We start from the raw sequence: 11,939 nt of genomic DNA on the forward strand, positions 1-11,939 counted from the left end.
CCTCGCCCCCGTCACGGGGCGAGGAGGCGCGTCACCGCATTCAGGGCCGGGGTGAGCACGCGCCCCGCGGGCCCGGCGTGGGCGAGGGCGGCCCGGGCCGCGTTGGCGCCGCACGCGCCGTGCACGCCGCCGCCCGGATGCGCGGACGCCGACGCGAGGTACAGGCCCGCGACCGGCGTCTCGGCGCGCCCGAGGCCGGGGACGGGCCGGAACACCAGTTGCTGGTGGAGCATCGCCGTGCCGCCGTTGAGGGCTCCGTTGCGCAGGTTGGCACTGTGGTCTCCGAACGCGGGCGGGGCGGTGACGCGGCGGTCGAGGACGCGGGAGCGGAAACCGGGGGCCAGGCGTTCCACGACGCTCTCGAGGCGGCCGGCCATGGCGTCGCTCTCGCGCTCGTCCCAGGCACCCGTGATGCCGTCCGGGCCCGCGTCGGCCCTCACACGGTGCGGGACGTGCGTGTACGCCCAGACCGACTCGGTTCCGGCGGGGGAGCGGGCGGGGTCGGCGGTCGTCATCTGGCCGAGCAGGGCGAACGGCTCGGCCGGGACGCGGCCGGTGGCGAGGTGCGCGCTGTAGTCGGTCATCGCGTCCATGCCGGGGGAGAGGTGGACGGTCCCGGCGCGTCCGGCGCCGTCCGACGCCCAGGGGATCGGCCCCGACAGCGCCCAGTCGACCTTGAAGGTCGCGTGGTCCCAGACGAAGCGGCGCATGTCCGCGCGGAGCGAGGCGGGCAGGTCCGCCCAGCCGACCAGGCCTCCGTAGAGGGCGGGGGCCGAGACGTCGGCGAGGACGGCCCGCGCGGCGCGCACCGGTTCGCCCGCCGCGGTGCGGACACCGAGCGCGCGGCCGTTGCGCACGACGACGGACGAGACCGCGGTGCCGCAGCGCAGGCGACCGCCGCGCGACTCGAGCCGCCGCACGAGCGCCGCCGTCAACTCGCCCGCGCCGCCCTCGGGGACGGGCCACCCGTACCGCTGGCCGGTCATGGCGAGGATCCATCCGAACATCGACCCGGCGGCCGACTCGGGGAACATGTCGGTGTGCAGCGCCGACCCGGCGAGCAGCAGGGGGCCGCCGGGCCCGCCGAACTCCTGCTCCCCGAGCGTGCGGACGGGGGCCAGCAGGGTGCGCAGGGCGCGCAGACCGCCCGCCCGGCGCGCCGACGCCAGCAGCGGGAGGGCGGCCCGGACCGGCGGGAACGGGGCGAGCAGGGCGCGCAGGACGTCCTCTCCCATCTCGTCCCACATGCGGCAGAGCCGCAGCCACGCCTCGCCGTCGCCCGCGCCGAGCGCGTCCAGGCCCGCGGCGGTCGCGTCGCGGTCGCGTTCGAGGACGGCGCAGCGCCCGTCCGGGAGGGGGTGGGCGAGCACGGCGGGCGCGTGCCGCCAGCGCAGCCCGTGCCGCTCCAGTTCCAGCGCCCGCATCGCGGGGGACGCGACGCCGAGCGGGTAGAACGCGCTGCACAGGTCGCTCACGTAGTCGGGGTGGACGCCCCGGTCGCTGCGGACGGCACCGCCCGGTTCCGGCTGCGCCTCGAGGACCTCCACGTCCCACCCGGCGTCGGCCAGCACGTTGGCGGCGACGAGCCCGTTGTGCCCCGCCCCGACCACCACGGCATCGGCCATGCGGCATCCCTCCCCTTGATCACCCTACGGGTCCCCGGGGGCGGTGCTCAGCCCAGGTCGAGGCGGGCCAGCAGCCGCATCACGCCCGGCGCCACGCGCGACCCGAGGTAGCCGAGCCGGGCCTCCGGCGTCACCGGGACGACCGCCCGGTCGTCGCGGACGGCCGCGACGATCTGCTTCGCCACGCGGTCGGGCCCGTAGCCCCGGCGGGCGTAGGCGCGCGCGGCCCGCTCCCGGCTGCGGGCCTCGTCCTCCCGGCCCCGGCCGACGAAGCGGGACGTCCGGGTGATGTCGGTGTCGACGATCCCGGGGCAGATGGCGCTGACCCCGATCCCCTTGCCCTTCAGTTCGGCGCGCAGGCACTCCGACAGCATCAGGACGGCCGCCTTGCTCGTCGCGTAGGCGGGGAGTGCTCGGGAGGGCATGAACGCGGCCGCCGAGGAGGTGTTGACGATGTGGCCGCCCTGTCCCCGCTCGACCATCTGCTCGGCGAAGAGCCGCGAGCCGTGGAGGACGCCCCAGAGGTTGACGTCCAGGACCCGGCGCCAGTCGTCGGTGTCGTGCTCCAGAAAGGGCCCGGCCATGCCGATCCCTGCGTTGTTGACGACGACGTCGGGCACCCCGTGCTCGTGCATCACGGTCTTGGCGAAGGTCTCCATCGCGCCGCGGTCGGAGACGTCCACCTGGACCGCGTGCCCGGCCGGGCCCAGAAAACCGGCGAGTTCGGCGGTGCGCCCGGCGGCCTCCAGGTCGAGGTCGGCCGCGACGACCTCGGCGCCGCGTTCGGCGAAGGCGAGCGCGGTGGCGCGGCCGATCCCGCTGCCCGCGCCGGTGACGACGACGAGGGACCCGTCGAAGGGCCGCCGGTTCCGCGACACCCGGGCGCGCCTGAGCGCGCGCGTCTCGGCCGTGCCGAGCGGGCCGCCCTGGACGCCGGTGACGTGCTCGGCGATCCAGCGCGCGACGACGTCCGGGTGGCTGCGCGGCACCCAGTGCCCGGCCTTGATCGGCCGCAGCGACAGGTTCGGCACGCGGGCCGAGAGCCCGCCCACCAGGTGCGGCGAGACGAACAGGTCCCTCGTCGGGACGATCACCTGCGTGGGGACGTCCGTGCGCCGGTCGCGCGGGCGGCGGAGCCGCTGGAGCATGTTGGCCCGGTACAGCCCGACGCCGGCGGCGGCGTCGCCCGCCATCGTCCTCGCCGGGTGGCCGTGCCGGGGCGGGACGCCCTCGCCGAGCTCCAGGGCCTTGGCGAACGGCTTCGCCATCCCGGCCCGCCACAGCAGCTCCGGCAGCACCGGCGTCTGGAAGAAGTAGATGTACCAGGACCGGACGGCCTGCCCGGCCGCCCGCCGCAGGTTGCCCGGGGTGGGGCGCGCCAGGTTCCGGCGCGTCCAGTGCGCGACGTGGTCCAGGCACGGCCCGGAGATCGAGGTGAACGAGGCGAAGCGGTCCTGCATGGTGCAGACCGCCTCCCACGACTGGATCGAGCCCCAGTCGTGCCCGACGAGGTGCACCCTGCGCTCGGGCGCGGTCGCGTCCAGCACCGCCTGCATGTCGGCCATCAGGTACTCGAACGTGTAGCGTCTGCGCCCGAACGGACGGGACGAGGCGCCCGCGCCGCGCACGTCGTACCGGACGACGTGGAACCGCTCGGCGAGCCGCGCGGCCACCTCGTCCCAGACCGCGTGGGTGTCGGGGTAGCCGTGGACCAGCAGGACGGTCGGGCGCGACCGGTCGCCCTGCTCGTAGACGGCGAGGTCGACGCCGTCGCCGCGGACGCGCCGCCGGATGGCGGGTGGGGCGGGGTGTTTCATGCGGTCGTCTCCCGTCGGGCCCACCGGGGAGCGCCCCTCCAGGCGCCCCTTGACCGGTCCGCCGCCGATGGTCTGGAGGAACCGTACACCGAATGAGAATCCCACGCGCATCGGTGGAATCCCGTGCTTCTAGTACGGGTCGTAGCCCCCGGCCTTCGCGGCGGGCGACTGCATGAGGTACTCCAGAGCGCGGGGCGTGGAGCACACCTTCGACGGGTGGTGGTCCGGCCTGAGGTAGACCGGCGCCTCGCCGAGCAGGAGACGGAAGATGCCGGGCACGTGGCCGAGCCGGACGGAGCGCCGGTAGGACCGGTAGACGCGCAGCGGGCTCACCCGCCCCTTGATCGTCGGGTCCTGCTTGAGCAGGTAGAGCGAACCGCCGATCAGCGCCCAGTACAGGAAGAACAGCGACACCACCCACGCGGCGACGCGGGTCGGGTACCGGCCGCCCACGGCCTTGTAGACGTCGAACACCACCGAGCGGTGCTCGACCTCCTCGGCGCCGTGCCAGCGCAGCAGGTCCAGCATCGTCGGGTCGACGCCGGCCTTGTCGAGCCGGTCGTTGTCCATGATCCACTGGCCGAGGACGGCGGTGTAGTGCTCGATCGAGGCGACCGCGGCCAGCTCGAAGCGCAGCCGCCGCCGCCACGCCCGCGGGTTGCGCTCCTTCAGCGCCGCCATCTGCGCGGGGCGCTCGGCGTTCCCCCGCCCCGCCGCGTCAGTGATCTTGGAGACGTCGATCCCGTTGCGCTCCAGAATCTGGTCGAGCACGCCCTGGTGGGAGCGGGCGTGCACCATCTCCTGCCCGATGAAGCCCTTGATCTCCTCCAGCAGCCGCTCGTCGCGGATGTGCGGGCGGGCGTCCTTGACGCACTGGATGAACCACTTCTCGCCCTCGGGCAGGACGATGTGGAAGGAGTTGATGATGTGGGTGGCGACCGGGTCGTTCGGGACCCAGTGCAGCGGAGTCCGCGACCAGTCGAAGGAGACGCGCCGCGGCTTGATCGGCGGGTGGCGCTCGTCGATGGGCGCCGCTCCGCCGCTCACCTGGGGCCTCGTCATTCGGTCCTCGCCTTCCACGCGTCCGGGCGCCGGGCGCGGCGAGCCCCCGCCGCCGCGTTGGTCATTGGCAGAGCAGTCAACTCCTGCCGGACCCGCGGTTTCTTGAGGGCAACCCAACAAGTTACCGCTCGGTTTTCGATCCTTTATGACAAACGGCCCCGATCAGAGGGCGATACGCTCCGCCCCGGTGTAGACGTTCATGTTCTCGCCGCGCAGGAAGCCCACGAGCGTCATCCCGGCGTCCTCGGCGAGGTCCACCGCCAGCGAGGACGGCGCCGACACCGCCGCCAGCACCGGGACGCCCGCCGTCATCGCCTTCTGGGTCAGCTCGAACGACGCGCGCCCGCTCACCATGAGGACCGTCCCGGCCAGCGGCAGCCTCTCCTGCCGCAGCGCCCAGCCGATCACCTTGTCGACGGCGTTGTGCCGGCCGACGTCCTCCCGCACGGCCAGGAGCCCGCCGTCCGCGTCGAAGAGCCCGGCGGCGTGCAGGCCGCCCGTCCGGTCGAAAACACGCTGCGCCCCGCGCAGCCGCTCGGGCATCGTCGCCAGCACGGCAGGGGTCAGCCGCACCGGGTCCGCGGCCACCTCGTAGGGCCGGTCGGAGCGCAGTGCCTCGATGCTCGCCTTCCCGCAGACCCCGCAGGCGCTGGTGGTGGTGAACGCCCGCGTCATGGAGTCGTCGGGCGGTGTAACGCCCGGGGACAGCACGACGTCGAGCGTGTTCTGCTCCTCGGTGTCCGCGCAGTACCGCATCGTCGCGATGTCGGCGGCCCGGGCGACCACGCCCTCGGCCGCCAGGAAGCCGGCGACGAGGTCGAAGTCGTGCCCCGGGGTGCGCATCGTGATCGTGAGCGGCTTGCCGGCGACGCGTATCTCCAGCGGCTCCTCCGCCGCGAGCGTGTCGGGCCGCCGCACCGGCGCGCCGGACGCGCTCAGCCGCAGTACGGGCCTGCGCACGGTGATCCGCCCCATGAACGTTGACGGTACCCCGACGACCCGCCGCAAACGAAGGGCGCGGGCTCCGCGCGGGTCAGTCCGGTACTCCGCGGGGGCGGGGGGCCCGCCACCCCTGGCGCATGGCGAGGACGCGGAGCCCGAACGCCATCGCGGCGGCGCCCGCGGTGACGGCTCCGCCGTGCAGGCCGGCGGCGTCTGCCGCGGCGGTCGCGGCGGCGCCGAGCAGCGCGGGGACCGCGTACAGCTGCCGGTCGTAGAGCACCGCGGGGATCCGCCCGGCCAGCACGTCGCGCAGGATGCCGCCGCCGACCGCCGTCACGATCCCGAGGAGCACCGCGTGCACCGGCGAGAGCCCGTACGCGAGCGCCTTGACCGTCCCGGTGGCGCAGAACAGCCCGAGCCCGGCGGCGTCGAACAGCAGCACCGCGGGCAGCAGCCGCGTCACCTGCGGATGCCAGAAGAACACCAGCGCCGAGGCCGCCAACGGGACCAGCACGTAACCGAGGTCGGTGAAGGCCGCCGGCGGGACGGCCCCGATGAGCAGGTCGCGCAGGATCCCGCCGCCGAGCGCGGTGATCTCCGCCAGCACCACCATCCCGACGACGTCCAGCCGCTGCCGGACGGCCGCGAGGGCCCCCGAGACCGCGAAGACGAAGATCCCGGCGAGGTCGAGCAGCCAGGCGACACCCTGGCCGCTCAATCGCGCCGGTCCCGGCGGTCGATGTTCCAGTTCGCCACGATCGCGGCGAACGGGGGGATCACCAGCGCGACCACCGTCATCGCGATCGCGGCCGTGTGCGAGTACAGCCGCACCACCGCCCAGGCCAGCACGAACAGGGTGAGGCAGGTCCCCATCATGATCCCGTAGGCCAGCTTGCGACGCCTCATGCCCTCACGTTACGCCGCGCCCGAACCGGCTCGCCCCGCCCCCGCCCCCGCCTGGGGGCGGGGTGGCGGAGGCGTACGGGAATCGAACCCGCCGTCCCGAGATCCTCGGGACCGTCGGCTTTGAAGGCCGGGGAGGCCACCAGGCGCTCACACGCCTCCGGCGGTGATCTTAGCCGGTGTACAGGGCGTCGATGTCGGCGGCGTACTTGGTGTGCACGACGCGGCGCTTGAGCTTGAGGGTCGGGGTGAGCTCCTCGCTCTCGGCGGTCCACTCGGCGGTGAGCAGCCGCCACCTCTTGACCTGCTGGACGCGGGCGAGCCGGGCGTTGGCGTCCTCGACCGCCCGGGCGACCTCCTCCAGGACGAGGGGGTGGTCGGCGAGGGCGGCGAGGTCGGTGGCCTCGATCCCGTGGGCCGCCGCCCAGACGGGCGCGACCTCGCCGTCGAGGGTGATGAGGGCGATGACGTAGGGGCGGCGGTCGCCGAAGGCGAGGGCCTGGCCGATGAGCGGGTGCTCCTTGAGGCGGTTCTCGACCAGGGACGGCGCGATGTTCTCGCCGCCCGCGGTGATGATCAGCTCCTTCTTGCGGTCGACGACGGTGAGGAAGCCGTCGCCGTCGAGGCGGCCGACGTCACCGGTGTGCACCCAGCCGTCCGAGTCGATCAGGTCCGCGGTGGCGTCGGGCCGGTCCAGGTATCCGGGGGTGCACGTGGCCCCGCGGACGAGGATCTCGCCGTCGTCGGCGAGCTTCAGTTCGACGCCGGGGAAGGGGCGCCCCACGGTGCCGAGCTTGAACGAGTCGGCCAGGTTGGCGGTGATGGCGCCCGTCGTCTCCGTCATCCCGTAGGCGTCGAAGATCTTCAGGCCGAGGCCGGCGAAGAACCGGGCCACCTCGACGGGCAGCGGCGCGGCGGCGCTGGACGCCTGGAGGACCCGGTCCAGGCCGAGCAGGGCGCGCATGGGGGTGAGGACGGCCTGGTCGGCGCGCTCGAAGGCCTCGGCGATCTCGGGGGTGAGCGTGCCCCCGTGCTCCTGCGCCGTCACGTAGGCGCGGCCCGCGTCGAGGGCGGCGGCGACCGCCCGCTTCTTCGCCTCGTCCCGCTCGGCCGACAGCACGGCCTGGATGCCGGCCATGATCTTCTCCCAGACGCGCGGGACGCCGAAGAAGGAGTGCGGCCGGACCGCGCCGAGGACCGACGTCAGCTGGGCCGGGTCGGGGCAGAAATGGACGTGCGAGGCCAGCCGGACCGGCAGGTAGTAGCTGAGCACGCGGTCGGCGATGTGGGCGAACGGCAGGTAGGAGATCCCGGCGGGGTGCTCGGGCAGGACCGAGCTGCGCTCGACCATCTCGGCCTCGTGCAGCACCATCGAGTGCGTGATCAGGACGCCCTTGGGGTCGCCGGTGGTGCCGGAGGTGTAGAGCAGGGTGACGGTGTCCTCGGGCCTGACCGCCTGCCAGCGCCGGTCGATCGCGAGCGGGTCGGCGGCCAGCTCCCGGCGGCCGAGCTCGGTGAGGGCGTCCCAGCTGAGGAAGCGGTCGCCTGGCGGGCACGCCTTGGCGTTCACCACGATGATCTTGCGGAGGCCGGGCAGGCGGTCCAGGGCGGGCAGCCAGCGGCCCAGCTGGTCGATGCCGTCCAGTACGGCGTACTTCGCCGAGCAGTGGCCGGCCACGAAGGCGACCTGGTCGGGCGCGAGCGTCGCGTACACGGTGGTGGGGACCCCGCCGGCGTGCACCGCGCCGAGGTCGGCCAGGACGTGCTCGGAGCGGTTCGGCATCATCAGCGCGACGACGTCGCCGGCCTCCAGGCCGAGCGCGGCGAACCCGGCCGCCGTCTCCAGCGCGCGGGTCCTCGTCTCCGCCCAGGTGAGGGTCTGCCACTCGCCGTCGATCCGGTCGGAATAGGCGGGCCTGCCCCCGTGCCGTTCGGCGGTCGCGGCGAGGGCGGTGCAGATCGTCTGCCCCGCGACGGCCCGGTCGAGGTCGGCCCGCTGTTCCTGGATCCCCATGTCGCCCCTCGTGGTCGTTGGTCACCGAAGTAAGTGATGACTTGCAGAGGGGAGATCGCATCATGCCGAACAGGGTTCGGACAAGGGGGTGGAGGCTTTTCCGTGCTGGTCGCGGGACCGGTCGCCGATCGGTGACCGAGTGCATACCGTCCGTTTGTTGATCATTTGAGGTAGTTGTGCGTTAAATTCTGCGGTGACCCGACTCGCCCCGGTGGCCCGCCTGACGCAGTACGCGCGCGGCGGCGGCTCGTGCAAGATCCCGCCGGGGGAGCTGGAGCGGATCGTGGCCGGCCTCACCGGCGGGGACGACGCGCTCCTGGTCGGCGGTCCCGACGGCGACGACGCCGCCGTGCTGCGGATCGAGGGCGGCCGGGCCGTGGTGTCGGCCGCCGACTTCTTCACCCCCGTCGTCGACGACGCCTACGACTGGGGCCGCATCGCGGCCGCGAACGCGCTCTCGCACGTGTACGCCGTCGGGGGAGTGCCGCTGATGGCCCTCAACCTGCTCGGCTGGCCCGCCGACGCGCTGCCCGCCGAGCTGGCCCGCGAGGTGCTGCGCGGCGGGCGGGACACGGCGGCCCTCGCCGGCGTCGCGATCGCCGGCGGCCACACCATCGACGACCCCGAGCCCAAGTACGGCCTCGCGGTCACCGGGATCGCCGACCCGGACCGGCTGCTGCGGCTGGACGCGGGCCGCCCCGGCGTCCCGCTCACGCTGACCAAGCCGCTCGGCCTCGGCGTCCTGAACGCGCGGCACAAGGCGACCGGCGAGGTGTTCGCGCACGCGGTCGCGGCCATGACGGAGCTGAACGCGGCGGCTGGCCTGGCCGCCCTCGAGCGCGGCGCCGCCTGCGCCACCGACGTCGCCGGACCCGGGCTGCTCGGCCACCTGTACAAGCTGGCTCGGGCGAGCGGCGTCACCGCCGTCGTGGACGCCTCCGCCGTCCCCTACCTGGACGGCGCGCGCGCCGCGGTGCGGGACGGGTTCGTCCCCGGCGGCACCCGCCGCAACCTCAGGTGGGTCTCCCCGCACACCGACTTCCGCCGGATCGCCGAGGAGGAGCGCCTCCTGCTCGCCGACGCCCAGACCTCCGGCGGGCTGCTGGTCGCCGGGGAGATCCCCGGCGCCCCCGTCATCGGGGAGCTCGTCGGCCGGCAGCGGTACACCCTCGTCATCCGCTAGCCGCCCGCGCCGCCCCGTGTCGCCGATCAAGGTCGCGGGTAGGTCCCCGGCTGGCCTCATGGGGACGGGGGGAGGCGAGGCGACGCATGACCATCGGCGGGATCGTGGCCGCCGTCGTCCTGGGCGCGGCCATCGGAGTCCTGAGCCGGTTCGTGCTGGCGGGCCGCAAGCGCGTGCCGGCATGGCTGCTGGCCACGGTCGGCGTCGTCGCGGCGTTCGCCGGGACGGGCCTGGTCCACTTGTCCGACCTCGGCGACGGCGGCTGGAACGTGTGGGAGGCGCTGTTCCAGTCCGCCCTTCCGGTGGCCGCCATCCTCCTGGTGGCGGCGTTCTGGCCCGAGCGCGGGGCCGCGACGCGCGACACCGGCCGCCGCCCCCCTGAAGAGCCCTAGGGCCGGCGCAGCACCGGGCGCAGGCCGTCCAGGACCTCGGGGTCCTCGATCGTGGACGGGACCGGCACCTCCTGCCCGTCGGCGATGCCCCGCATCACGCCCCGCAGGATCTTGCCCGACCGCGTCTTCGGCAGCGCGGGCACGACGGAGATCTCCTTGAGCGCGGCCACCGGCCCGACCTGCTCGCGGACCATCGCGACCAGCTCGGCGCACACCTCCGAGGGCTCGGCCAGGACCCCGCTCTTGAGCACGACGAGCCCGCGCGGCACCTGCCCCTTCAGCGCGTCCTGGACGCCGATGACCGCGCACTCCGCGACGGCCGGATGGGCGGAGATGACCTCCTCCATCGTCCCGGTGGACAGCCGGTGCCCGGCGACGTTGATCACGTCGTCGGTGCGGCCCATCACCCACACGTAGCCGTCCTCGTCGATGTGCCCGCCGTCGCCGGTCAGGTAGTGGCCGGGGTGCTTGGTCAGGTACGACTCGACGAACCGCTCGTCGTCCTGCCACAGCGTGGGCAGCGTGCCCGGCGGCAGCGGCAGCCGGATCGCGATGTCGCCGTCGGCGCCCGGCGGGACGGGCGACCCGTCCGGGCCGAGCACCCGCACGTCGTACCCGGGCACCGGCACCGAGGGGGACCCCGCCTTGACCGGCATCGGCTCCAGCCCGCGCAGGTTCGCCACGATCGGCCAGCCGGTCTCGGTCTGCCACCAGTGGTCGATCACCGGCCGCTCCAGGACCCGCGAGGCCCACCGGTAGGTGTCGGGGTCGAGGCGCTCGCCGGCGAGGAACAGCGTGTCCAGGGCGGACAGGTCGTGCCCGGCGAGCAGCGCGCCCTCGGGGTCCTCCTTCTTGATCGCCCGGATCGCGGTCGGCGCGGTGAACAGCGCCTTGACACGGTGCTGCGCGGCGACGCGCCAGAACGCGCCCGCGTCCGGCGTCCCCACCGGCTTGCCCTCGTACAGCACGGTCGTGCAGCCGGTGAGCAGCGGCGCGTAGACGATGTAGGAGTGCCCGACGACCCAGCCGACGTCGGACGCCGCCCAGAAGACGTCGCCCGGCCCCACGTCGAAGACGTTCTCCATCGACCAGCGCAGCGCCACCGCGTGCCCGCCGTTGTCCCGGACGACGCCCTTCGGCCGCCCGGTCGTGCCCGAGGTGTAGAGGATGTAGAGCGGGTCGGTGGCGGCGACGGGAACGCACCCGGCGGGCTCTGCGGCCGCGACGGCCTCGTCCCACTCCACGTCCCGCGGCCGGACGAGGTCGGCGTGCAGCTGCTCGCGCTGGCGGATCACGCACCGCTCGACCTTGTGCCGGGCGAGCTCCAGCGCCCGGTCCAGCAGCGGCTTGTAGGGGACGACACGGCCGGCCTCGATGCCGCAGGACGCCGACACGACCGCCTTCGGGCGGGCGTCGTCGATGCGGACGGCCAGCTCGCGCGCCGCGAACCCGCCGAAGACCACCGAGTGCACCGCCCCGAGCCGGGCGCACGCCAGCATCGCGATGACGGCCTCGGGCACCATCGGCAGGTAGATCACCACGCGGTCGCCGCGCTCGACGCCCTGCGCGCGCAGGGCTCCGGCGAACCGCGCGACGAGCTCGGTCAGCTCCCGGTAGGTGTAGGTCCGCACGGTCCCGGTGACGGGGCTGTCGTAGATCAGCGCGGCCTGCTCGCCGCGCCCCTCCTCGACATGGCGGTCCAGGGCGTTGTCGCAGGTGTTGAGCTCACCGCCGGTGAACCAGCGGTAGAAGGGCGGGGCCCCGTCGTCCAGCACCCGGTCGGGCGGGACGAGCCACCGCACGTCCCGCGCCGCCAGCCCCCAGAAGCGGGTCGGATCGGCGATGCTGCGTTCGTACGCGGCCGCGTAGGCGCCCATGTCGTCCTCCCGGTGACGGGTCCTGGCCCGGATCTGCGCGGAGGCCCGGACCGGCGTCTCCGCGATTCGGGCCGCACCCCTATAGGGCATGGCGCGGGGCCGGTTCGTCAAGGGCCCGCGCCGC

10 protein-coding genes and 1 tRNA gene are annotated in these 11,939 nt (G+C 74.3%); 2 read left to right on the forward strand and 9 right to left on the reverse strand.

Translation table 11 applies throughout. From position 1 onward, the window contains the following. Window positions 1-11 precede the first annotated feature (11 nt). The 8 genes from FKD65_RS43640 to FKD65_RS43675 all read right to left on the reverse strand — a co-directional run bounded on the left by FKD65_RS43640 (window position 12) and on the right by FKD65_RS43675 (window position 8,363). Window positions 12-1,625, reverse strand: coding sequence for an NAD(P)/FAD-dependent oxidoreductase (locus FKD65_RS43640; RefSeq protein ID WP_141586159.1), 1,614 nt, complete (start codon window positions 1,623-1,625; stop codon window positions 12-14). A 47-nt stretch (window positions 1,626-1,672) separates the two neighbouring features. Then, entirely contained in the window at window positions 1,673-3,442 is a 1,770-nt protein-coding gene (locus FKD65_RS43645; protein ID WP_141586160.1) for an SDR family oxidoreductase, read from the reverse strand. A 129-nt stretch (window positions 3,443-3,571) separates the two neighbouring features. After that, window positions 3,572-4,504 carry a metal-dependent hydrolase gene (locus FKD65_RS43650; protein ID WP_141574953.1) on the reverse strand — a complete coding sequence of 311 codons (933 nt, stop codon included), beginning with the start codon at window positions 4,502-4,504 and terminating at the stop codon, window positions 3,572-3,574. Between the two features lie 162 nt (window positions 4,505-4,666). Then, a complete protein-coding gene (gene fdhD, locus FKD65_RS43655) occupies window positions 4,667-5,479 on the reverse strand; it encodes a formate dehydrogenase accessory sulfurtransferase FdhD (protein ID WP_141586161.1) in 813 nt (270 codons plus the stop codon). Between the two features lie 58 nt (window positions 5,480-5,537). Next, window positions 5,538-6,164, reverse strand: a complete 627-nt coding sequence (locus tag FKD65_RS43660) for a trimeric intracellular cation channel family protein (protein WP_141586162.1) — start codon at window positions 6,162-6,164, stop codon at window positions 5,538-5,540. Then, window positions 6,161-6,352 (reverse strand): DUF3099 domain-containing protein, encoded by a 192-nt coding sequence (locus FKD65_RS43665; RefSeq protein WP_141574955.1) that lies wholly within the window; start codon window positions 6,350-6,352, stop codon window positions 6,161-6,163. The genes FKD65_RS43660 and FKD65_RS43665 overlap by 4 nt, the downstream gene beginning before the upstream one ends. 63 nt (window positions 6,353-6,415) lie before the next feature. Continuing rightward, window positions 6,416-6,511, reverse strand: a tRNA-Sec gene (locus tag FKD65_RS43670). A 10-nt stretch (window positions 6,512-6,521) separates the two neighbouring features. Beyond that, window positions 6,522-8,363 (reverse strand): long-chain fatty acid--CoA ligase, encoded by a 1,842-nt coding sequence (locus tag FKD65_RS43675; RefSeq protein WP_141586163.1) that lies wholly within the window; start codon window positions 8,361-8,363, stop codon window positions 6,522-6,524. Between the two features lie 193 nt (window positions 8,364-8,556). On the opposite strand from FKD65_RS43675, the gene selD reads away from it, so the two are divergent. Both selD and FKD65_RS43685 read left to right on the forward strand, forming a co-directional pair. Then, window positions 8,557-9,546, forward strand: a complete 990-nt coding sequence (gene selD / locus FKD65_RS43680; RefSeq protein WP_141586164.1) for a selenide, water dikinase SelD — start codon at window positions 8,557-8,559, stop codon at window positions 9,544-9,546. An 86-nt stretch (window positions 9,547-9,632) separates the two neighbouring features. Beyond that, complete coding sequence (locus tag FKD65_RS43685; protein ID WP_141586166.1) at window positions 9,633-9,938, forward strand: GlsB/YeaQ/YmgE family stress response membrane protein; 306 nt, start codon at window positions 9,633-9,635, stop codon at window positions 9,936-9,938. Here FKD65_RS43685 and FKD65_RS43690 read toward each other — a convergent pair. Further along, window positions 9,935-11,905: a propionyl-CoA synthetase gene (locus tag FKD65_RS43690; protein ID WP_141574961.1), complete on the reverse strand. Its 1,971-nt coding sequence runs from the start codon at window positions 11,903-11,905 to the stop codon at window positions 9,935-9,937. The two genes, FKD65_RS43685 and FKD65_RS43690, sit on opposite strands and share 4 nt — an antisense overlap. Window positions 11,906-11,939 lie beyond the last annotated feature (34 nt).

This window comes from Actinomadura sp. WMMA1423, assembly GCF_006547145.1.
In the GTDB taxonomy this organism is placed as follows: Bacteria; Actinomycetota; Actinomycetes; order Streptosporangiales; family Streptosporangiaceae; genus Spirillospora.

Bases quoted from the DNA above. Each gene is read 5' to 3' on its own strand.
- FKD65_RS43640 (WP_141586159.1), bottom strand. From the start codon at position 1,625: ATGGCCGATGCCGTGGTGGTCGGGGCGGGGCACAACGGGCTCGTCGCC.
- FKD65_RS43645 (WP_141586160.1), bottom strand. From the start codon at position 3,442: ATGAAACACCCCGCCCCACCCGCCATCCGGCGGCGCGTCCGCGGCGAC.
- FKD65_RS43650 (WP_141574953.1), bottom strand. From the start codon at position 4,504: ATGACGAGGCCCCAGGTGAGCGGCGGAGCGGCGCCCATCGACGAGCGC.
- fdhD (WP_141586161.1), bottom strand. From the start codon at position 5,479: ATGGGGCGGATCACCGTGCGCAGGCCCGTACTGCGGCTGAGCGCGTCC.
- FKD65_RS43665 (WP_141574955.1), bottom strand. From the start codon at position 6,352: ATGAGGCGTCGCAAGCTGGCCTACGGGATCATGATGGGGACCTGCCTC.
- FKD65_RS43675 (WP_141586163.1), bottom strand. From the start codon at position 8,363: ATGGGGATCCAGGAACAGCGGGCCGACCTCGACCGGGCCGTCGCGGGG.
- FKD65_RS43685 (WP_141586166.1), top strand. From the start codon at position 9,633: ATGACCATCGGCGGGATCGTGGCCGCCGTCGTCCTGGGCGCGGCCATC.
- FKD65_RS43690 (WP_141574961.1), bottom strand. From the start codon at position 11,905: ATGCCCTATAGGGGTGCGGCCCGAATCGCGGAGACGCCGGTCCGGGCC.